General features: G+C 60.9%; 18 protein-coding genes. 11 read left to right on the top strand and 7 right to left on the bottom strand.

Going from position 1 to position 22,144, the window contains the following annotated elements:
- Positions 1 to 48: 48 nt before the first annotated feature.
- The 4 genes from AC07NR_RS13420 to AC07NR_RS13405 form a co-directional block, all read right to left on the bottom strand.
- The gene (locus AC07NR_RS13420) at positions 49 to 1,092 is read right to left on the bottom strand and encodes an ABC transporter substrate-binding protein (protein ID WP_495078748.1); all 1,044 of its coding nucleotides are present in this window, start codon (positions 1,090 to 1,092) and stop codon (positions 49 to 51) included.
- Between the two features lie 48 nt (positions 1,093 to 1,140).
- Entirely contained in the window at positions 1,141 to 2,265 is a 1,125-nt protein-coding gene (locus AC07NR_RS13415) for an ABC transporter ATP-binding protein (protein ID WP_085667439.1), read from the bottom strand.
- Between the two features lie 218 nt (positions 2,266 to 2,483).
- The gene (locus tag AC07NR_RS13410) at positions 2,484 to 3,113 is read right to left on the bottom strand and encodes a response regulator (protein ID WP_460121839.1); all 630 of its coding nucleotides are present in this window, start codon (positions 3,111 to 3,113) and stop codon (positions 2,484 to 2,486) included.
- Positions 3,114 to 5,513 carry a PAS domain-containing sensor histidine kinase gene (locus AC07NR_RS13405; protein ID WP_495078747.1) on the bottom strand — a complete coding sequence of 800 codons (2,400 nt, stop codon included), beginning with the start codon at positions 5,511 to 5,513 and terminating at the stop codon, positions 3,114 to 3,116.
- Between the two features lie 73 nt (positions 5,514 to 5,586).
- Here AC07NR_RS13405 and AC07NR_RS13400 point away from each other — a divergent pair, with 73 nt between their 5' ends.
- On the top strand, positions 5,587 to 6,576 hold the full coding sequence (locus tag AC07NR_RS13400) for an alpha/beta hydrolase family protein (RefSeq protein WP_495078746.1): 990 nt from the start codon (positions 5,587 to 5,589) through the stop codon (positions 6,574 to 6,576).
- Positions 6,577 to 6,624: 48 nt separating this feature from the next.
- On the opposite strand, the gene AC07NR_RS13395 is transcribed toward AC07NR_RS13400, so the two are convergent.
- The 3 genes from AC07NR_RS13395 to AC07NR_RS13385 are packed head-to-tail and all read right to left on the bottom strand — an operon-like array spanning position 6,625 to position 9,081.
- Positions 6,625 to 7,392: a TerB family tellurite resistance protein gene (locus tag AC07NR_RS13395; protein ID WP_085709224.1), complete on the bottom strand. Its 768-nt coding sequence runs from the start codon at positions 7,390 to 7,392 to the stop codon at positions 6,625 to 6,627.
- A gap of 1 nt (position 7,393) precedes the next feature.
- Entirely contained in the window at positions 7,394 to 8,065 is a 672-nt protein-coding gene (gene murU / locus AC07NR_RS13390) for an N-acetylmuramate alpha-1-phosphate uridylyltransferase MurU (protein ID WP_248740047.1), read from the bottom strand.
- Positions 8,062 to 9,081, bottom strand: a complete 1,020-nt coding sequence (locus AC07NR_RS13385) for an aminoglycoside phosphotransferase family protein (RefSeq protein ID WP_495078745.1) — start codon at positions 9,079 to 9,081, stop codon at positions 8,062 to 8,064. Before AC07NR_RS13385 ends, murU begins: the two co-directional genes overlap by 4 nt.
- A 130-nt stretch (positions 9,082 to 9,211) precedes the next feature.
- On the opposite strand from AC07NR_RS13385, the gene AC07NR_RS13380 reads away from it, so the two are divergent.
- From AC07NR_RS13380 to AC07NR_RS13335, 10 genes are all read left to right on the top strand, one after another.
- Positions 9,212 to 12,010: an LPS-assembly protein LptD gene (locus AC07NR_RS13380; protein ID WP_134828297.1), complete on the top strand. Its 2,799-nt coding sequence runs from the start codon at positions 9,212 to 9,214 to the stop codon at positions 12,008 to 12,010.
- On the top strand, positions 11,991 to 13,307 hold the full coding sequence (gene surA, locus AC07NR_RS13375; protein WP_495078744.1) for a peptidylprolyl isomerase SurA: 1,317 nt from the start codon (positions 11,991 to 11,993) through the stop codon (positions 13,305 to 13,307). Before AC07NR_RS13380 ends, surA begins: the two co-directional genes overlap by 20 nt.
- Positions 13,304 to 14,293, top strand: a complete 990-nt coding sequence (gene pdxA / locus AC07NR_RS13370) for a 4-hydroxythreonine-4-phosphate dehydrogenase PdxA (protein ID WP_248740043.1) — start codon at positions 13,304 to 13,306, stop codon at positions 14,291 to 14,293. The genes surA and pdxA overlap by 4 nt, the downstream gene beginning before the upstream one ends.
- Entirely contained in the window at positions 14,290 to 15,108 is an 819-nt protein-coding gene (gene rsmA, locus AC07NR_RS13365; protein WP_085731707.1) for a 16S rRNA (adenine(1518)-N(6)/adenine(1519)-N(6))-dimethyltransferase RsmA, read from the top strand. Before pdxA ends, rsmA begins: the two co-directional genes overlap by 4 nt.
- Before the next feature lie 113 nt (positions 15,109 to 15,221).
- Positions 15,222 to 15,602: a Co2+/Mg2+ efflux facilitator ApaG/CorD gene (apaG, locus tag AC07NR_RS13360; protein ID WP_085709218.1), complete on the top strand. Its 381-nt coding sequence runs from the start codon at positions 15,222 to 15,224 to the stop codon at positions 15,600 to 15,602.
- Positions 15,602 to 16,483, top strand: coding sequence for a symmetrical bis(5'-nucleosyl)-tetraphosphatase (locus tag AC07NR_RS13355; protein ID WP_248740042.1), 882 nt, complete (start codon positions 15,602 to 15,604; stop codon positions 16,481 to 16,483). Before apaG ends, AC07NR_RS13355 begins: the two co-directional genes overlap by 1 nt.
- A 33-nt stretch (positions 16,484 to 16,516) precedes the next feature.
- The gene (glpE, locus tag AC07NR_RS13350; protein ID WP_007959911.1) at positions 16,517 to 16,846 is read left to right on the top strand and encodes a thiosulfate sulfurtransferase GlpE; all 330 of its coding nucleotides are present in this window, start codon (positions 16,517 to 16,519) and stop codon (positions 16,844 to 16,846) included.
- Positions 16,847 to 17,143: 297 nt separating this feature from the next.
- On the top strand, positions 17,144 to 19,066 hold the full coding sequence (locus AC07NR_RS13345; protein ID WP_011336211.1) for a PrkA family serine protein kinase: 1,923 nt from the start codon (positions 17,144 to 17,146) through the stop codon (positions 19,064 to 19,066).
- Between the two features lie 204 nt (positions 19,067 to 19,270).
- Positions 19,271 to 20,542 carry a YeaH/YhbH family protein gene (locus AC07NR_RS13340; protein WP_085709216.1) on the top strand — a complete coding sequence of 424 codons (1,272 nt, stop codon included), beginning with the start codon at positions 19,271 to 19,273 and terminating at the stop codon, positions 20,540 to 20,542.
- Positions 20,539 to 22,101 (top strand): SpoVR family protein, encoded by a 1,563-nt coding sequence (locus AC07NR_RS13335; RefSeq protein WP_085709215.1) that lies wholly within the window; start codon positions 20,539 to 20,541, stop codon positions 22,099 to 22,101. The genes AC07NR_RS13340 and AC07NR_RS13335 overlap by 4 nt, the downstream gene beginning before the upstream one ends.
- Positions 22,102 to 22,144: the final 43 nt, after the last annotated feature.

Here is a 22,144-nt window from a genome sequence, read left to right as displayed (position 1 = left end):
ACCGCAATCGCGAGCAGGCTCGCTCCCACAGGAGGGCGAGCCCTCTACTTACTTCGCAGCCCAGGCGTTGAAACGCTGCTCCAGCTGCTCACCGTTGTCAGCCCAGAAGCTGACGTCGATCTGCACCTGGTTGGCGATGTTTTCCGGGGTGGTCGGCATGTCTTTCAGGATCGCCTTGTCCAGCAAAGGCACGGCCTGGGAGTTGGCCGGACCGTAGGCGATGTTTTCCGAGTAGGTCTTCTGCTGCTGCGGCTGCACCGAATAGGCGATGAATTTCTTCGCTGCTTCCGCACGCTTGGCGTCCAGGCCTTTCGGGATGGCCCATGCGTCGAAGTCGTAGATGCCGCCGTTCCACACCACTTTCAGGTTGGATTCCTTCTGCACCGCAGCGATCCGGCCGTTGTAGGCCGAGCTCATGACCACGTCACCGGAGGCGAGGTACTGCGGTGGCTGGGCGCCGGCTTCCCACCACTGGATGTTCGGTTTCAGCTCATCCAGTTTCTTGAACGCACGGTCCTGGCCGTTCTTGCTGGCCAGTTCCTTGTAGACGTCTTTCGGCGCAACGCCGTCGGCCATCAGTGCGAATTCGAGGGTGTACTTGGCGCCTTTACGCAGGCCGCGCTTGCCCGGGAATTTCTTGGTGTCCCAGAAATCCGCCCAGCTGGTCGGTGCGGTTTTCAGCTTGTCGGCGTTGTAGGCCAGTACGGTCGACCATACGAAGAAGCCCACTCCGCACGGCTGGATCGCGCCTTTGACGTAGTCTTCGGTCTTGCCGAACAGCGCAGGATCGAGCTGCTCGAACATGTCTTCGTCGCAGCCACGGGACAGTTCCGGCGATTCAACCTCAACCAGATCCCAGGACACGCTCTTGGTATCGACCATGGCTTTGACCTTGGCCATCTCACCGTTGTACTCACCCGCGACGATCTTGCCGTTGCCCGCCGCTTCCCACGGTGCGTAGAAGGCTTTGACTTGCGCCGCCTTGTTCGCCCCGCCAAACGACACCACGGTCAGATCCGGGCCGGCGGCCATTGCGCTTGCCGCACCCATCAGGCCCAGGGTCAGGGCTGTGAACTTCAGGGATCTCAACATTTATTGTTCTCTCCACGTGCAGGGTTGGTGTTGGTATTGCCGGGGCGATTAATGCGCCTCTAGAAGTGGGTCGAGTGCACGAACGTGTTCGACCTGCCAGCCAAGCGGAACCACGTCGCCGACCGCGAGCGCTGGATCGAGCTCGGCAATCGGTTGTTTCACGAAGAAGTCGGTCTTGCCGCAGACTTCCAGGCGCACCCGGACGTGGTCGCCCAGATAGATGAATTCGGCCACCCGCCCGGAGAAGCGGTTGACGCATTGATCGCTCGAACCGTTGAGGCTGACGCGCTCCGGCCGGATCGACAGGGTGACCGGCTCACCGGTCTGGCCGATGTTGACCGCCAGCGCCTCGACCTTTTCCCCACGCCCCAGCTCGACCACACAGCGCTCGCCGCTCTGGCTGAGCAGGCGACCGTTGAGGCGGTTGTTCTCTCCGATGAAGTTGGCGACGAAGGTGTTTTTCGGTTCTTCGTAGAGGGTTCGCGGCGGTGCGATCTGCTGGATTTCGCCCTGATGGAACACGGCAACGCGGTCGGACATGGTCAGGGCTTCGCCCTGGTCGTGGGTCACGTAGACCACAGTCACGCCGAGGCGCTGGTGCAGGTGTTTGATCTCCATCTGCATGTGTTCGCGCAGCTGTTTGTCGAGGGCGCCGAGGGGTTCGTCCATCAGCACTAGTTGCGGCTCGAACACCAGCGCACGGGCCAGTGCCACACGCTGTTGCTGACCACCGGAAAGTTGCGCCGGATAGCGCGAAGCGAAGGCATCGAGCTGGACCATGCTCAGGACTTTCTTGACCTTGTCGCTGACGTCGCTCTTGTTCAGGCCACGCACGGTCAACGGAAACGCCAGATTTTCGGCCACGGTCATGTGCGGGAACAGCGCGTAGTTCTGGAACACCATGCCGATGTCGCGCTTGTGCGGCGGCACGTTGTTGATCGCGCGCCCGGCCAGGAGGATTTCCCCGGCAGTCGGTGTTTCGAAACCGGCGAGCATCATCAGGCTGGTGGTCTTGCCGGAGCCGGACGGCCCGAGCAGGGTGAGAAACTCGCCCTTGCGGATGTCCAGGTTGAGGTCTTTGACGATCAGGTTCTCGCCGTCGTAGCTCTTCTGCACTCCACGAAAGCTGACCAGCACATCACTGGCCCCTGCGTTTGATTCGACCTGGCTCATACCCACACCTTTGTTATTGATGACTGCTGTGGGATTAAGCCTAGTGGCTGCATGCAGTCACGCAAATCGGGGCGCAGGAGAGAATCGCCTCAGCCGGATGGAAGGCCGGGGGTAGGGATTGCCCTACAAGGATGGCGCGTTTGGACACGTCAGGTGGCGGCCCTGAAGTTCCAGCCGCAGGAACCGGTAAAAACGCCTGTCGCTATTGGATATGCGGATTAAAGGAGCTTGTGCTCCATCGCATACTTCACCAGTTCGGCGAGTGAGGTGATGTTGAGTTTCTGCATCAGCCGCGCCTTGTGGGTGCTGATGGTCTTGCTGCTCAGGGCCAGTTGCTGGGCGATGTCGTTGACGTTGGCGCCCTGGGCCAGGCGTTCGAACACCGAGAACTCGCGTTCGGACAGCAACGAATGCAGCGGCCGCGCATCGGTCAGGCCGACTTCGAAGACCATCCGGTCGGCCAGTTCCGGGTCGATGTAGCGCCCACCGGCTGCGACCTTGCGGATCGCCGTCAGCAGCAGCGCCGGGTCGCTGTCCTTGGTCGCATACCCGGCGGCGCCGACCTTCAGCGCCCGGGCAGCCATCTGCGCCTCGTCGTGCATCGACAGCACCAGAATCGCCGGTGGATTGTTCAGTGCGCGGATACGCGGAATCGCTTCCAGCCCGTTGACCCCGGGCATGGAAATATCCAGCAGCACCACCTCGCAAGGCACATTGCGCAAGGTCTCAAGCAATTGCTCGCCATTGCTTGCCTCCCCCACCACTTGCAGATCCTTGGCCAGGCCGATCAATTGCTTGATGCCTTCGCGAACGATGGTGTGGTCTTCGGCTACCAGTACACGGATCACTTACTTCTCCTCATCCAGAGGCACCCGCACGCTCAGTGTGGTGCCCTCGCCCGGCGCGCTGTCGAGTGACAACTGCCCGCCCATGATCAACACCCGCTCGCGCATGCCCACCAGCCCAAAGGATGTCGGCCTGCCCGCAGCGGCGACAAATCCTACGCCATCATCGCTGACTGTCAGACACAAATCGGTGCCCTCCAGCGCCAGCGTAAGCTCCACAGTATGCGCCCGGGCGTGGCGCATGACGTTGGTCAGCGCCTCCTGCAGGATGCGGAACAGGCCGATGGCCTTGGCGTCGCTGAGCGGCGGCAGATTGTCCGGCACCTGCACCAGACACGGAATCTGCGTGCGCGCCTCGAAACGCCGGGCCTGCCACTCGATCGCCGAGGCGATCCCGGCATCGAGGATCGGCGGGCGCAATGCCGTCGCCACATCGCGCACCAACTGGAACAACTGGGCGATCAGGCGCTTCATGCTGTTCAGGCGTTCGTTCAGACCGGGGTCGAGTTGCGCGTAGGCCAGTTCGCACATCGATGTCTCCAGTTTCAGCACCGTCAACATCTGCCCCAACTCATCGTGAACTTCGCGGGCGATGCGCGCCTTCTCTTCTTCACGGACACTTTCCAGATGCGCGGAAAGCTCGCGCAACTGCTCCCGCGATGCCGCCAGCTCCAGTTCGATACGCTTGCTTTCGGTGATGTCCCAGACGATGCCGTCCCAGACATAGGCGCCGTCCTCCAGTTGCCGAGTGATGGCCTTGATCTCGGCCCAGCGCTGTTCGCCCTGGCGCGTCAGGATCCGCCCCTGCCACGACCAGTCACTGTCGGTGTCCAGCGCATGGTCCTGAGTCTGGTGATAGCCGGCCTTGTCGTCCGGGTGCACCAGGCTGCGCAAACCCATGTCGCGATGGGCGATGGCGGCCGGTGCGTAGCCCACCAGACTTTCGCTGCCCTCGCTGATGTAGGCAAAGTCGATCTGCCCGGTCACCGGCGCCCGCTCCAGACGGAACACCAGCCCCGGCACGTTGGCGGCGATGCCCTGCAAGCGCGCCTCGCTTTCCTGCAACGCGGCCAGGGCCCGCCGGCGTTCGGTGACGTCAGTGAGATAAACCACCAGATATTCGCTGTCGCGAAAGCGCAGAAAACTCAGCGACACATCCGCTGGCAAAACACTGCCATCGGCCCGCACGCAGTTCGTCTCGAAACTGAGGGGCCCTTCTTCGCTGGCCCTGGCGCGCTTCCACAAATTGAGCCAGCGATCCATGTGCAGGCCAGGTTCGAAATCGATCAGCGGTCGCTCGATCAGTGCGCCCTGTGGATAACCGAGCATGTGTTCCGCCGCTCGGTTGGCGTAACGCACGTGGCTGTCCCAGTTGACCCAGAGAATGCCGACGGTGCTCTGGTCGATGGAAAACTGGGTCAGGCGCAAGGCTTCTTCGCTGGCCGCGCGCAGGGCGATGTCTTCCCGGGCGGCGAGCAGGCGTTGTTCGAGACTGCGTTGCTGACGCCGCTGCCAAAAAACAATCGCCGCACAACTGAGCAGCAACACGGCGAACAACAGGCTCAGGTTCTGCCAGAACCCCGGCGATTCCGAGAGCCTCGGGTATTTGGGTTGCAGCCATTGCGTGTGCAGGCGCTCCAGATCTTTCGCCGGGATCGCCCGCAAGGCGCTTTCGACGATCCCGGCCAGCTCCGGCCAGTCACGACGGGTGGCGACCCGCAGCAGTTGCGGCAAACCGATGTCGCCGACCACTACCAGCCCGGCAAACTCCGGCTCTGTCGACAGCCGCCCCAATTGCGCTTCGTCCACCACCGCGTAAGACGCCTGCTGACTCAACAGCAACTGCAACGCCTGACGCTCCAGCGGTACGCCTTGCAGATTCAGATGGGGATAGTTGCCGCGCAGGTAATCAGCGGTGACGCTGGGCATGCGCACGGCTACCCGAGACTGGCTGTCGAGTTTTTCCAGCTCGACCGAACTGCTGACTTTCTGATCGCTGACCACCAGTTGCGGCACGCGCATATAGGGATCGGAGAATTGCCAGAGACGCAGTGAGCCAGGTGTCTGGGTCAGGCCCGGGGCGATATCGATCTCGCCGTCCCGCGCAGCGGCTTCGAGTTGTTCCAGATCGGGGAAGTTGCGCCAGCTGAGTTCGATGTCGAGGGCCTTGGCCATCCACTTCATCAACTCGACATTGGCCCCGGACAGCCGCTGCAAGCGCCGGTCGTATTGTGCGTACGGCGCCTGCAGAATCAGGCCGACACGCAGTTCATTGTGCTCGGCCAGCCACTGATGCTGGCTCGCCGACAGCTGCGCAACATGGCTCGGCGGCGCAGGCGCGGCCCAGCCCATCAAGGGAAACGCCAGACAGCCGATAACCCACAGGCAGCAAAAACGCATCATTGAAATCCCATACACTGACAAATTCTGACCAACCCATTAGGCTGCCGGGATACTTTCTGGCCTGGAATAACCGATGCCCCCTGTCTCTCGCCTGGCAATGCCAGCATTGTGCCTGTCGCTGATCCTGCCTTGTGCCTTTTCCGTCGAAGCCGCCGATCCGGCACCCGCCCCTGCCGCGGAAAAACCCGCCGAAGAAAAACCGGTCGAACGCCAGCCACTGCTTGAGCGTAGTCAGGAAGAAGCCTCGGCACTCGAACGCAAAGTCCCGACCCAGGAACAACAACAGTTGCAGGCCGGCAGCGAAACCTTCCTCGCCCTGTGGAAACCGGCCAACACCGCCGACCCCAAAGGCGTGGCAATCCTCATCCCCGGTGCCGGCGAAACCGCTGACTGGCCCCAGGCGATCGGCCCGCTGCGGCGTAAATTGCCGGACGTCGAGTGGAACAGCCTGAGTATCACCCTGCCCGACCTGCAAAGCGATGCCATCGCACCGCGCGTGGTCGAAGCACCCGTAGCGCCGAAAACCGCCGATGCAGGCAGCAAGGATTCGACCACCGCCCAACCGATCGAGCAAGCCGCCGGTGGTGAAGCCGATGTGGCTGACAAGGTTGTTGCCGAGACCACCGAAGAACAGGCCAAGGCCGACGCCGAGCGCATCTTCGCCCGCATCGACGCGGCGATTGCCTACGCCGAACAGCAAGGCGCGCACAGCATCGTGGTCCTCGGCCACGGCACTGGCGCCTATTGGGCCGCACGTTTCCTCAACGAAAAGCAGACCGCGCAAGTGGAAAAGCTGCTGATGGTCGCCGCGCAAGTGCCGCCCAAGGCCAAGCCTGAACTTGCAGAACTGACGCCACTGCTGAAGCTGCCGACGGCCGATATCTTCTATATGGACAAGCCGCTGGATCGCAACGCCGCGCTGGAACGTTTGCAGGCCAGCAAGCGCTTGAAGACGTCGTCGTTCAGCCAGGTCGCGCTCAAGGCGCTGCCCGACAACAAGGCCGAGCAGGAGCAATTGTTCCGCCGGGTGCGCGGCTGGTTGAATCCGCAAAACCCGGACTGACCGACCACACAAAAAAAGATCGCAGCCTGGGCTGCGATCTTTTTTCATCTAGCGGAAATCCCGCCGCTCGCGAATCAATGTGTAGGCATTGTGCAATTCACGGGTCTTTTCAGTCGCCTCGAGCACCTGGGCCGCCGTCGCCCCCGCCCCGGCCACCTTGTCCGGATGATGACGACTGAGCAGGCGACGATAGGCGCGTTTAATCTGTGCCGGTTCGCTGGTCGCCGACACGCCGAGCAGTCGCATCGCATCCTGATAACTCACCGCCGCGCTGACGATCGGACGCTTGTGCGGCTCGTAATCCGCCGCCAGCGCCTGAATCTGGTGAGTCGTCCAGCCCAGCCACTTGCCCCATTGCGCCAGCAATTCGCGCTCGCTGCTGCCGGCCCGACCGTCGGCCCAGACCATCCGCCAGCAGGCACGCAACACCCCTTCGGCAGCATGGGGTTGAGCACTTAGACGCCGCAGATAACCGCGCAAACGGTCACCGCCGGACTTGCCGCGATTGAACGCGGCAATGGCCCGGCGCTGCGCCGGCTCGCTCATGTCCAGTGCGCGCATCTCCTGACGCGCCTGCTGGATATGCCCGTCGGTGACCCGCCCGTCGCTCTTGGCCAGACGCCCGAGCAGGACGAACAACAACTCGTCGTTGCGCAGCATCGGCTGGCCGCCGAGTTTTTCCCGCAAATGTCCCCAGCTCTGTAAATGCAGGCGCCGATCCAGCGCCTGCCCCAACAAAGCCCCAAGCATGGCCCCCGGAATGCTGGCGATAGCAAAACCCGCTCCGGCTCCAATCAGAGTCCCTGGCCACAACATATCAGCGACTCGCTTCTATCAAGGTTTCGGCTTCGGCCAGACGCTCGTGCGTACCGACATCGACCCACTGACCTTTCAGTCGCTCACCGCTGACCTGCCCGTCCGCCATGGCTTTGCGCAGCAATGGTGCCAGTTTGAAGGCGCCGTCCGTGCAGCCGTCGAACAGTTGCGGATGAAGCACGGCGATACCGCTGTAGGTCAGGGTCGGCGCATCCGGTTGGCCGTCCTGTACCTGATCACCGATCAGACTGAAGTCACCGCTCGGGTGATGGGCCGGGTTGTCCGCCAGCACCAGATGCGCCAGTCCGGAGATCGGCTGGTGCAGCACGCTGAAATCGTAATCGGTCCAGATATCACCGTTGACCACCAGGAACGCTTCGTCACCGAGCAGCGGCAAGGCGCGGAAGATGCCACCACCAGTCTCCAGCGGCTCGCCTTCGGGCGAATAACGGATGCTCAGGCCGAATTGCGAGCCGTCGCCCAGGTAATCTTCGATCTGCTGGCCGAGCCAGGCATGGTTGATCACGATTTCGCTGAAACCCGCCGCCGCGAGGGCGCGCAGGTGATACTCGATCAATGGCACGCCAGCGGCACGCACCAGCGGTTTGGGGGTGGTCAGGGTCAGCGGGCGCATGCGCTCGCCTTTGCCGGCCGCCAGAATCATTGCCTTCATGCCGTCACTCCGGCACGCAGGCTGACCAGCAGCGCCTGCAGTTGCGCCAACTCCGGACGGCGTGCGATCACCGCTTCTATATAAGCGAAGAAACGCGGCACGTCGGCCAGGTATCGAGGCTTGCCATCGCGGTGACAGATGCGGGCGAAGATCCCGATGACCTTCAAGTGACGCTGTACACCCATCAGGTCGCTGGCGCGCAGGAAATCTTCGAAATCCGGCTGTACCGGAATGTTGAGTGCCGTCGCCTGCTGCCAGTAGCTTTCGAGCCAGCCGCGCACACGTTCTTCAGGCCAGCTGAGGAAGGCATCCTTGAACAGGCAGGTCACGTCGTAGGTCACCGGGCCGTACACCGCGTCCTGGAAATCCAGCACGCCGGGGTTCGGTTCGCTGAGCATCAGGTTGCGCGGCATGTAGTCGCGGTGCACCAGCACTTTAGGCTGGGCCAGCGCGCTGTCGATCAGCAGATCGCTGACCTGCTGCCATTGCTGCTGTTGCGTGGCGTCGAATTCCACACCCAGCTCGCGCTTCACGTACCACTCGGGGAACAGTTCCAGCTCACGGCGCAGCAGCGCAACATCATAGCTCGGCAGCGGTGCCACCATCGGCAACTGCTGAAATGCCAATAGTGCCTGCAAGGCGTCGCTGAACAATGCGTCGGCATTTTCGCCATTGATCACGTCGAGATAGGTCTTGTTGCCCAGGTCATTGAGCAAAAGAAATCCGCGATCGAGGTCTTCTGCATAAATTTTCGGCACGTTGATACCGGATTTCGCCAGCAAAAAGGCGATATCCACGAACGGTTTGCAGTTTTCCTGGGGGGGCGGTGCGTCCATCACGACGAAACTGCGACCGGCTCCTTTCCAGCGGAAATAACGGCGGAAACTCGCGTCGCTGCTGGCCGCGGTCAACGTGGCCGGGGGTACGGCACCCCAGCCCTGTTCGGCAAAAAGGGTCGCCAACTGTTCATCGAGCCAAACTTTCAGGTGTTGCAAGCGTACATCTTGGTCAGGCATTGCAAGGGTCTCCGACGGCGCTAGCCGTCAAGCGGGTCATGCTTTATTATCCAGCATCTTTTTCAGACCATCGAGAGGCGTGCGGCCCACACCGCGGGCAGATGGCACGCAGGAAGCCCGGACTAATAAGATGGCATTGAAATCCCCCGCGTTTCGTAAAAAATTTCCGTTGTTGGTAACCGGCAGTCTGCTGGCTATGCAACCTCTGGCCAGTTCATTCGTTGTCGCCGCCGAGCAGTATGACTGCGCCGTCTCGGCTACGGGCGGCTGGGCCTGTTCGCCGAAGACGCCGGCAGCGGCATTGCCGCCGCGCCCGGTGCATGACGGCAGCGCTGTCAGCGCCACCGGCGAAGCCCCGGCCGAGAACGGCAGCGTTTCGGACTCCGGTCCCAAACCCGTACTGGTCACCGAGTCCAAAGGTCGCGGTCTGAAATCCCGTAGCGAAGACTACAGTCACCTCGACTGGGTTCCGCGCGAGAAGCTCACCGCCGCCCAACTGGCCGAGACAGGTCCTTACTGCTCTGGTTCCTATATCGAACCGATTCGTCCTGGCATGAATGACAAGACGAATAAAAGTGACGCCCCGACCTTCATCGGCGCGAAAGCGTCGCGCTACAACACCGAAGATCAGGTCGGCACGCTGGCCGGTGACGTGGTCCTGCGCCAGGGCAGCATGCAGGTCGAGTCCCAGGAAGCCAGCCTCTACCAGGCCGAGAGCCGCGCCGAACTCAAGGGCGACGTGCGCATCCGCGACAACGGCGCGCTGATCGTCGGCGACCACGCCGATGTGCAGCTCGACACCGGTGAAGCGAAAGTCGACAACGCCGAATACGTGATGCACAAATCGCGCATCCGCGGTAACGCGCTGTACGCCAAGCGCGCCGAAAACGCGATCATCCGCTTGAAGGACGGCACGTACACCACGTGCGAACCGAACAGCAACGCCTGGCAGCTCAAGGGCAACAACATCACCCTGAACCCTGCCACCGGCTTCGGTACCGCAACCAACGTGACGCTGCGGGTCAAGGACATTCCGATCCTGTACACCCCGTACATTTACTTCCCGATCGACGACCGCCGTCAGTCGGGCTTCCTGCCGCCGACCATCGGCACCGGCAGCGACACCGGCTTCATGCTGGTCACCCCGTACTACTTCAACCTGGCACCGAACTACGATGCCACGTTGTACCCGCGCTACATGAGCAAGCGCGGCCTGTTGATGGAAGGCGAATTCCGTTACCTGACCAAGTCCAGCGAAGGTCAGTTCGGTGCTGCGTACCTCAACGACGAAGACACCGATCGCAGCAAGCAGACCGATTACGAAAAAAATCGCTACATGTACAACTGGCAGCACAAGGGTGGTCTCGACTCCCGCGTGTTCACCGAGGTCGACTACACCAAGATCAGCGATCCGTATTACTTCCAGGATCTGACGACCGATCAGATCGGTGTCAAAAGCGCCGACTACGTGAACCAGCAAGGCGCCATCAGCTATCGTGGCGACAGCTATACCGCACGCTTGAATGCTCAGGCGTACCAGTTGGCGACCGTTTCGAACATCACGCCATATGACCGTCTGCCACAGATCACTTTCAATGGTCAGCTGCCATACAATCCTCAGGGCCTGCGTTTCGATTACGAGACGGAGCTGGTTCGCTTTGACCGCGATCTGAAAGATGGCAACTTCGTCAATGAAGACGGTTCTGTCGAGCGTCGACTGGATAACAACGTGACCGGTCTGGCCCGAGCCACGGGTGACCGACTCAACCTGAAACCGGCTATCAGCCTGCCGATGGACTGGACTTATGGCTTCCTGAAGCCATCGATCAAATACCAGTACACCCAGTACCAGCTTGACCTGGACGGTACCGGCAAGTCGCAGATCGCTGCCTTGAGCCCCGAGCAACAGAAGCTGAACGGCCGGTTCAACAGCAACGAGAATCGCGGCGTACCGATCGTCAGCATCGACAGCGGTCTCTACTTCGATCGCAATACCACCTGGTTCGGCAAGAACTATCGCCAGACCCTGGAACCTCGCCTGTTCTACCTCTATGTGCCTGAGAAAGATCAAGGTGACATTCCGGTATTCGACACCGGTGAATACACCTTCAACTATGCGTCGCTGTTCCGCGACAACCGCTTCTCCGGTTCCGACCGTGTCGGTGACGAGAACAAACTGTCGCTGGGTATAACCAACCGCTGGATTGAAGACGACGGTTTCGAGCGTCAACGCATCAGTGTCGGTCAGGCGCTGTACTTCAAGGATCGCGAAGTCCAACTGCCGGGTATCGACCCGAAAACCCGCGACGACGCGCATTCCAATGTTTCGCCTTATGCGCTGGAGTACGAATACCGCTGGAACCGCGACTGGCGCACCACGGCCGACTACAACTGGGATCCGGACAGCCGCAGCCCTCGTTCCGGCAGCGCGATGTTCCACTACCAGCCTGAAGACAACCCGAACAAGGTGGTCAACCTCGGTTATCGCTATCGCAACGACCAGGTTCGTTACGACCAGAACACCGGTAAATGGTCGGTGGGCGGTGGTGACTACGGCACCCCGGGCCAGCCTGGGTACGTGAAGGACTACTACAAGATCCAGCAGCATGACTTCTCGGTCATCTGGCCGATCGTTCCGCAGTGGAGCGCGATCAGCCGCTGGCAGTACGACTACAACCGCAACCGTACACTGGAAGCCTTCGGTGGTTTCGAGTACGACAACTGCTGCTGGAAACTGCGCCTGATCAACCGTTACTGGGTTTCCTACGACGAGTTCAGTCAGGAAGCTCCGCAAAACGAAAAAGGCGACCACGGCGTCTTCCTCCAAATTGTTCTGAAGGGACTCGGCGGCCTCACTGGCGCCAAGGTAGAGAGCTTCCTCGACAAAGGCATCCAAGGTTATCGTCAACGTGAAGACCAAGCTTTCTGATTGTCTGCGCCCGCTGATGCTGGGCGCGCTGTTCCTGGGTACCGCGGCCAACGCCGCGGTGCAGTCCATCGATAAGGTTGTGGCCATCGTCGACAACGACGTGGTCATGCAGAGCCAGCTGGATCAACGCGTCCACGAAGTTCAGCAAACCATCGCCAAGCGCGGTGGCGGCTTGCCGCCTCCGGGCGTGCTGGATCAGCAGGTGCTAGAGCGCCTGATCGTCGAAAACCTGCAGCTGCAGATCGGCGAACGTTCCGGCATCCGCATCACCGATGAAGAACTGAACCAGGCTGTCGGCACCATTGCCCAGCGCAACAACATGACCGTTGACCAGTTCCGCGCGGCCCTGGCCCGAGACGGCCTGAGCTACGAAGGCGCCCGTGATCAGATCCGCAAGGAAATGATCATCAGCCGTGTGCGTCAGCGCCGTGTTGCAGAACGCATTCAGGTATCGGAGCAGGAAGTGAAGAACTTCCTCGCCTCCGACCTGGGCAAGATGCAACTGTCCGAAGAGCTGCACCTGGCCAACATCCTGATTCCGACCCCGGAAAGCGCCAACTCTGAAGCGATTCAGAGTGCCGCACGCCAGGCGATGGAGGTTTACCAGCAACTCAAGCAGGGCGCTGATTTCGGTCAACTGGCCGTTGCCAGATCCGGCAGCGACAACGCCCTCGAAGGCGGCGACATGGGCTGGCGTAAAGCCGCTCAATTGCCACCGCCGTTCGATCGTGAACTGAGCGCCATGTCGCCGGGCGACATCACTCAACCGGCACGCACTCCGGGTGGTTTCATCATCCTGAAGCTGCTGGAAAAGCGCGGTGGCGAAAGCCAGATGCGTGACGAAGTGCATGTACGCCACATTCTGGTCAAGCCAAGTCCGGTCCGCGACGAAGCCAAGACCAAGGAACTGGCCCAGTCGCTGTATAACCGCATCGAAGCTGGCGAAGATTTCGCCGAACTGGCGAAGAAATACTCGGAAGACCCGGGTTCCGCCCTCAACGGCGGCGACCTGAACTGGATCGACCCGAACGCACTGGTACCGGAATTCCGCGCCGTGATGGCCAAGTCCCCGCAGGGTCAGCTGTCCAAGCCGTTCCAGACCCAGTACGGCTGGCACGTTCTGGAAGTCCTTGGCCGTCGCGCCACCGACAGCACCGAACAGGCCCGCGAGCAGCAAGCCATGACCGTACTGCGTAACCGCAAATACGACGAAGAGCTGCAAACCTGGCTGCGTCAGATCCGTGACGAAGCGTACGTAGAGATCAAACTCCCTGGTGCAGACCAGGCAGCGCAGTGAAACCCAAGCGTTTCGCGCTGACACCCGGCGAACCGGCCGGCATCGGTCCCGACCTGTGCCTGCTGCTCGCCTCGCAAGCCCAGCCACATCCCCTGATTGCCATCACCAGCCGCGACCTGCTCCAAGAGCGGGCCGCGCAGCTGGGGCTGGTCGTCAGCTTGCTGGAAGTGGCGCCTGACAACTGGCCGGACGCCCCGGCGCCTGCCAACAGCCTGTACGTCTGGGACACCCCGCTCAGCGCCCCCGTGGTCGCCGGGCAACTGGACAAGGCCAACGCCGCATTCGTTCTTGAAACCCTGACCCGCGCCGGCAATGGCTGTCTGAACGGCGACTTCGCCGGGATGATCACCGCCCCGGTGCACAAGGGCGTGATCAATGAGTCGGGCATCGCTTTTTCCGGCCACACCGAATTCCTCGCCGACCTGACCCACACCGCCCAGGTGGTGATGATGCTCGCCACCCACGGTTTGCGTGTGGCACTGGTCACCACTCACCTGCCCTTGCGCGACATCGCCGATGCGATCACGCCGGAGCGACTGGAACGGGTCACGCGGATCCTGCACGCCGACCTGCAAGACAAATTCGGCATCGCCCAACCACGCATCCTGGTCTGCGGGCTCAACCCGCACGCCGGTGAAGGCGGACACCTGGGCCATGAAGAAATCGACATCATCGAACCCACCCTGGAGCGCCTGCGCGGCGAGGGCATGGACCTTCGTGGCCCGCTGCCTGCCGACACTCTGTTTACCCCCAAATATCTGGAGCACTGCGACGCAGTGCTGGCGATGTACCACGACCAGGGCCTGCCCGTGCTCAAGTACAAAGGCTTCGGCGCAGCGGTCAACGTGACCCTGGGCCTGCCGATCATCCGCACCTCCGTCGACCATGGCACCGCCCTGGATCTGGCCGGCAGCGGCAAGATCGACACCGGCAGCCTGCAGGTCGCCCTGGAAACCGCCTACCAGATGGCCGAGACCCGTTTATGACCGAGCAATACCAACACAAGGCGCGCAAACGCTTTGGCCAGAACTTCCTGCACGATGCCGGCGTCATCGACCGCATCCTGCGCTCCATCAGTGCCAAGCCTGACGACCGGATGCTGGAAATCGGCCCGGGCCAGGGCGCGCTGACCGCCGGCATTCTCAATTCCGGCGCACAGCTGGACGTGGTGGAACTGGACAAGGACCTGATCCCGATCCTCAACCAGCAGTTCGCCGGCAAGAGCAACTTCAACCTGCATCAGGGCGATGCGTTGAAGTTCGACTTCAACACCCTGAATGCTGCGCCGAACAGCCTGCGTGTGGTCGGCAACCTGCCGTACAACATCTCCACGCCGCTGATTTTCCACCTGCTGAACAACGCCGGCATCATTCGCGACATGCACTTCATGTTGCAGAAGGAAGTCGTGGAGCGTCTGGCCGCCGGCCCGGGCGGCGGCGATTGGGGCCGTCTGTCGATCATGGTTCAGTACCACTGCCGGGTCGAACATCTGTTCAACGTCGGCCCGGGGGCTTTCAACCCGCCGCCGAAGGTCGACTCGGCCATCGTGCGTCTTGTGCCGCACGCGGTACTGCCGCACCCGGCCAAGGATCACCGCCTGCTGGAGCGCGTGGTGCGCGAAGCTTTCAATCAGCGCCGCAAGACCCTGCGCAATACCCTCAAGCAATTGCTGAGCAACGCTGAAATCGAGGCCGCCGGTGTCGATGGCAGCCTGCGTCCCGAGCAGCTCGATCTGGCCGCATTCGTGCGTCTGGCCGACAAGCTTGCCGAACAGCCCGCGAAAACACCTGCAGCCGACTGACAGGCAAGCATCGTGCTCGGGCAGGACGCCGCTCTGGTCTCCTGCCCGATACTTGCCTAGACTCAATCCATCGGCTACCCCCCGCGTCCCGCTTCGTCCTTAAGGCCCTTTGCATGTCTGATCCTCGTTATCAGGTCGATGTCAGTGTCGTTACTCACTACCTGGCAGACCAATCGCAACCCGAGCACGACCGCTTCGCCTTCGCCTACACCATCACTGTGCAGAACAATGGCGAGCAACCGGCCCGACTGATGTCCCGGCATTGGGTGATCACCGATGGCGACGGGCATGTCGAAGAAGTGCGCGGTGCCGGCGTGGTCGGCCAGCAGCCCTTGATCGACGCGGGACAAAGCCACACCTACAGCAGCGGCACGGTCATGACCACCAAGGTCGGCACCATGCAGGGCAGCTATGAAATGGTCGCCAGTGACGGCAAGCATTTCGATGCGATCATCAAACCCTTCCGCCTCGCCGTTCCCGGAGCCCTGCACTAATGGCGACGTATGCCGTCGGCGACCTTCAGGGCTGCCTCGAACCGCTCAAGTGCCTGCTCAGGCAAGTCGCGTTCGACCCGGCAGTGGACCGGTTGTGGCTGGTGGGCGACCTGGTCAACCGTGGCCCGCAATCGCTGGAAACCCTGCGCTTTCTCTATGGCATGCGCGAGTCGCTGGTCTGCGTCCTCGGCAATCACGACCTGCACCTGCTGGCGGCGGCGAAAAACATCGAGCGCATGAAAAAGTCCGACACCCTGCGCGAGATTCTCGAAGCACCGGACTGCGCCGAACTGATGGAGTGGCTGCGTCAGCAGAAACTCATGCACTACGACGAGCAACGCGAAGTCGCCATGACTCATGCGGGCATCCCGCCGCAATGGTCGTTGCGCAAAGCCCTGAAGTACGCCGAAGAAGTCGAGACCGCCCTGCGCGACGACAATCTGCTCCCGGCCTTCCTCGACGGCATGTACGGTAACGAACCGGCGAAGTGGGACAGCGAGCTCAAAGGCGTGGCCCGCCTGCGGGTCATCACCAACTACTTCACGCGCATGCGCTTCTGCACCGCCGAAGGCAAGCTCGACCTCAAGAGCAAGGAAGGTCTGGACACGGCGCCACCGGGTTACAAACCGTGGTTCCAGCACAAGGAACGCAAGACCCGTGGCCTGCGGATCATATTCGGCCACTGGGCGGCGCTTGAGGGCGATGTCCACGAGCCAGGCATCTCCGCCCTCGACACCGGTTGTGTGTGGGGTGGCAGCCTGACCCTGATGAACGTCGACAGCTTTGAACGGCTGTCGTGCAAATGCGACGAACACGGCGGCGTCCTGCCTCCCGTCGCACCACCGATCACCGAATCCTCGCCAGTCAGCGCCCCGCGTTAGACTGCGTTTTCAGCCGAGCCACAGGAACCCGCCATGAGCGAATTCAAACGAATCCCCCCGGAACAGGCCCAGGCCCTGCGCGAGCAAGGTGCCGTGGTCGTCGATGTCCGTGACCCAGCCACATTCGCGGCGCTGCACATCAGCGGCTCGAAGCATCTGGACAATCACTCTCTGCACGCCTTCATCCAGGGCGCCGACCTCGATGCCCCGACCGTCGTGGTCTGCTACCACGGCAATTCGAGCCAGGGTGCCGCGGCGTATCTTGTCAGCCAGGGCTTTTCCGACGTCTACAGCATGGACGGCGGCTTCGAGCTGTGGCGTACGACTTTTCCTTCGGAAACCGCGCAAGGCACCTCCGAATAATTTTTTTGTAACGTGCAAGCCCCGGCTCCCGTGGGCTCGCGCGGTGGCAGACGAACGGTCTGCCACAACTAATTACGTATCTCGCCTTTACCTCCCGAATTCCCAACTATCCTTAAGCCCAGGCCATCCAAAACAGGGGAGAGCCGGTACACCGGCGCACGGGTCATCGGGAGTGACTTTCGCGGTTGTCGATCGCGGAAGGGTTCTGGGGGGTAAACAACAGCTGCCATCGCGGCTGCTTGCCAGCATCGACTGAGTGATCCGGCGTCGGCTCCACGTATCGAGCGAGGTGACGTCATGAGTATCTTTAGCCACTTCCAACAACGCTTCGAGTCCACACGCCAGGAAGAATTCTCGCTGCAGGAATACCTGGAACTGTGCAAAAAGGATCGCAGCGCCTACGTTTCCGCCGCCGAGCGTCTGTTGATGGCTATCGGCGAACCGGAGCTGCTCGACACTTCGACCAATTCGAGGCTGTCGCGAATCTTTTCCAACAAGGTGATCCGTCGCTATCCGGCCTTTGAAGACTTCCACGGGATGGAAGAATGCATCGACCAGATCGTGTCGTATTTCCGCCATGCCGCCCAGGGTCTCGAGGAAAAGAAACAGATCCTCTACCTGCTCGGCCCCGTCGGTGGCGGTAAATCGTCCCTGGCCGAGAAGCTGAAACAGCTCATGGAAAAAGTGCCCTTCTATGCCATCAAGGGCTCACCGGTATTCGAATCTCCACTGGGTCTGTTCAACGCCACCGAAGATGGCGCGATCCTCGAAGAGGACTTCGGCATCCCTCGCCGCTACCTGAACACCATCATGTCGCCATGGGCCACCAAGCGCCTGGCCGAATTCGGTGGCGACATCAGCCAGTTCCGCGTGGTCAAGCTGTACCCGTCGATCCTCAACCAGATCGCCGTGGCCAAGACCGAACCGGGCGACGAGAACAACCAGGACATCTCCGCGCTGGTGGGCAAGGTCGATATCCGCAAGCTGGAAGAATTCCCGCAGAACGACGCCGATGCCTACAGCTATTCCGGTGCGCTGTGCCGGGCCAACCAGGGCCTGATGGAATTCGTGGAAATGTTCAAGGCACCGATCAAGGTGCTGCACCCTCTGCTGACCGCCACCCAGGAGGGCAACTACAACAGTACCGAAGGCCTGGGCGCGATTCCGTTCACCGGGATCCTGCTGGCCCACTCCAACGAATCGGAGTGGCACACCTTCCGCAACAACAAGAACAACGAAGCGTTCATCGACCGGATCTACATCGTCAAGGTGCCGTACTGCCTGCGGGTCAGCGACGAAGTGAAGATCTACGACAAACTCCTGTTCAACAGCTCCCTGGCCAAGGCCCATTGCGCGCCGGACACCCTGAAGATGCTGGCGCAGTTCACCGTTCTGTCGCGCCTGAAGGAGCCGGAAAACTCCAACATCTATTCCAAGATGCGCGTGTATGACGGCGAAAACCTCAAGGACACCGATCCGAAGGCCAAGTCGATCCAGGAATACCGCGACGCGGCAGGTGTCGACGAGGGCATGAACGGTCTGTCGACCCGGTTCGCGTTCAAGATCCTGTCCAAGGTCTTCAACTTCGATCCGCACGAAATCGCGGCCAACCCGGTGCACCTGCTCTATGTACTGGAACAGCAGATCGAGCAGGAACAGTTCCAGGCCGAGACCCGCGAACGCTATCTGCGCTACCTGAAAGAGTACCTGGCGCCGCGTTATATCGAATTCATCGGCAAGGAGATCCAGACCGCCTACCTCGAGTCCTACAGCGAGTACGGCCAGAACATCTTCGACCGCTACGTTCTGTACGCGGATTTCTGGATTCAGGATCAGGAATACCGCGATCCGGAAACCGGCGAGATCCTCAACCGCGTCGCCCTCAACGAGGAACTGGAAAAGATCGAGAAACCGGCCGGCATCAGCAATCCGAAGGATTTCCGCAACGAAATCGTCAACTTCGTGTTGCGCGCCCGAGCCAACAACAACGGCAAGAACCCGACCTGGCTCAGCTACGAAAAACTGCGGGTGGTCATCGAGAAGAAAATGTTCTCGAACACTGAGGACCTGCTGCCGGTCATCAGCTTCAATGCCAAGGCCAGCAAAGAGGATCAACAGAAACACAACGACTTCGTTACACGAATGGTCGAACGCGGCTACACCGACAAACAGGTACGACTGCTCTCCGAGTGGTATCTGCGGGTCAGAAAATCACAGTAAACCGCGGCCGGTCAGACCGGTTGTCGTCAGCCCGAGGCCTGTGTGCGCATTTTCTGCTACACAGGCCTCTGGAAGGTGTTCGAAAGGCGGTAGCGAGGTTCAGGCAGCACCCAAAGCGCTTGGGGGAGCGTTTGCGTACCCAGGCATTCGGTTAAACGCTGCATGACCGCTCGCCCTTTGCAGGACAGCTTCTAAGGAGCAGTCATGAGCTATGTGATCGACCGACGTCTCAATGGCAAGAACAAGAGCACGGTGAACCGTCAGCGCTTCCTGCGGCGTTACCGTGACCACATCAAGAAGGCTGTCGAAGAGGCGGTCAGCCGGCGCTCCATCACCGACATGGAGCACGGCGAGCAGATCAGCATTCCCGGTCGCGACATCGACGAGCCGGTGCTTCACCATGGTCGCGGCGGCAAGCAGACCGTGGTTCATCCCGGCAACAAGGAATTCACCGCCGGCGAACACATCGCCCGCCCGCCGGGAGGTGGCGGAGGCCGTGGGCCGGGCAAGGCCGGCAACTCCGGCGAAGGCATGGACGAATTCGTCTTCCAGATCACCCAGGAGGAATTCCTCGAGTTCATGTTCGAGGACCTCGAATTGCCGAACCTGGTCAAACGCAACCTGACCGGTACCGATACCTTCAAGACTGTTCGCGCCGGGATCAGTAACGAGGGCAACCCGTCCCGGATCAACATCATCCGCACCCTGCGCTCGGCCCATGCCCGGCGGATCGCACTGTCCGGCAGCAGCCGCGCCAAGCTGCGCGAGGCCAAGGAAGAGCTGGCACGCCTGAAACGCGAAGAACCGGATAATTTCGGCGATATTCAGAACCTGGAAGCGGAAATCGAGAAACTCAGCGCGCGCATTCATCGAGTGCCCTTCCTCGACACCTTCGACCTCAAGTACAACCTGCTGATCAAGCAGCCGAACCCCAGCTCCAAGGCCGTGATGTTCTGCCTGATGGACGTTTCCGGCTCCATGACCCAGGCGACCAAGGACATCGCCAAACGCTTTTTCATCCTGTTGTACCTGTTCCTGAAGCGGAACTACGACAAGATCGACGTCGTGTTCATCCGCCACCACACCAGTGCCCGGGAAGTGGACGAAGAAGAGTTTTTCTATTCGCGGGAAACCGGCGGCACCATCGTCTCCAGCGCCCTGAAACTGATGCAGGAGATCATGGCCGAGCGCTACCCGAGCAACGAATGGAACATCTACGCCGCTCAGGCCTCCGACGGCGACAACTGGAACGATGACTCGCCGATCTGCCGCGACATCCTGATCAACCAGATCATGCCGTTCGTGCAGTACTACACTTACGTAGAGATCACCCCGCGCGAACATCAGGCCCTGTGGTACGAGTACGAACGCATCGCCGAAGCCTTTTCTGACACTTTTGCCCAGCAGCAGTTGGTCTCGGCCGGAGATATCTATCCGGTCTTCCGTGAACTCTTCCAGCGCAGGTTAGTGACATGACCGCCAAAGAGCAGAAGCGCCAACCCATTTCCACCGGCTCCGAATGGACATTCGAGCTGATCCAGACCTATGACCGCGAAATTGCCCGGATCGCGGCCGGGTACGCCCTGGACACCTATCCCAACCAGATTGAAGTGATCACCGCCGAACAGATGATGGACGCCTACGCTTCGGTCGGCATGCCGCTGGGCTATCACCACTGGTCCTACGGCAAACACTTCCTCAGCACCGAGAAATCCTACAGTCGCGGGCAGATGGGGCTGGCCTACGAGATCGTGATCAACTCCGACCCGTGCATCGCCTACCTGATGGAGGAAAACACCATCTGCATGCAGGCGCTGGTGGTGGCCCATGCCTGTTATGGCCACAACAGTTTCTTTAAGGGCAATTACCTGTTCCGCACCTGGACCGATGCCAGCTCGATCATCGACTACCTGGTGTTCGCCAAGCAGTACATCATGCAGTGTGAAGAGCGCCACGGCATCGACGCGGTCGAGGACCTGCTCGACTCCTGCCATGCGTTGATGAACTACGGCGTCGACCGCTACAAACGCCCGTATCCGATTTCCGCCGAGGAAGAGCGGCGCCGGCAAAAGGATCGCGAAGAACACCTGCAGAAGCAGATCAACGACCTGTGGCGCACCATTCCCAAAGGCGCGGACAAGTTCAGCGACAAGGACAACGCACGGTTCCCGGCCGAACCTCAGGAAAACATCCTGTACTTCATCGAGAAACACGCGCCGCTGCTGGAGCCATGGCAGCGGGAGATCGTGCGCATCGTGCGCAAGATCGCCCAGTATTTCTATCCACAGCGCCAGACCCAGGTGATGAACGAGGGCTGGGCGACTTTCTGGCACTACACGCTGATGAACGACCTGTATGACGAAGGGCTGGTCACCGACGGTTTCATGATGGAGTTCCTGACGTCTCACACCAGCGTGGTGTTCCAGCCGGGATTCGACAGTCCCTACTACAACGGCATCAATCCTTATGCACTGGGCTTTGCCATGTACCGCGACATCCGGCGCATGTGCGAAGAACCGACAGAAGAAGACCGTCGCTGGTTCCCGGAAATCGCCGGTACCGACTGGCTATCGACCATCAAGTTCGCCATGAGCAGCTTCAAGGATGAGAGTTTCATCCTGCAGTACCTGTCACCCAAGGTGATCCGCGACCTGAAACTGTTCAGCATCCTCGATGACGACCAGAAGGACGATCTGCTGGTGCCCGCCATCCATGACGAGGGCGGCTACCGGATCATCCGCGAGACCCTGGCCGCGCAGTACAACCTGGGCAACCGTGAACCGAACGTGCAGATCTACAGCATCGACCGGCGCGGTGACCGTTCTCTGACCCTGCGTCACCAGCAGCACGACCGCAAACCGCTGGGTGACTCCACCGACGAGGTACTCAAGCATCTGCATCGGCTATGGGGTTTCGACATTCATCTGGAAACCCTGCAGGGCGACCAGATCATGAAAACCCACCATGTACCGCCCCGCAGCGAACACGGCGAGGGGGATTACGGTCGGCTCGATCTGGCTGTCATTCATCTTTGATCCCGTTCTGGCCTCCGAAAGTCCGGCGCAAGGGTTATCCTGT

The organism is Pseudomonas sp. GW821-FHT09C09 (assembly GCF_059418105.1).
The sequence above is the reverse complement of the archived record's forward strand: the minus strand, read 5'-3'. Positions and strand labels throughout refer to the sequence as shown.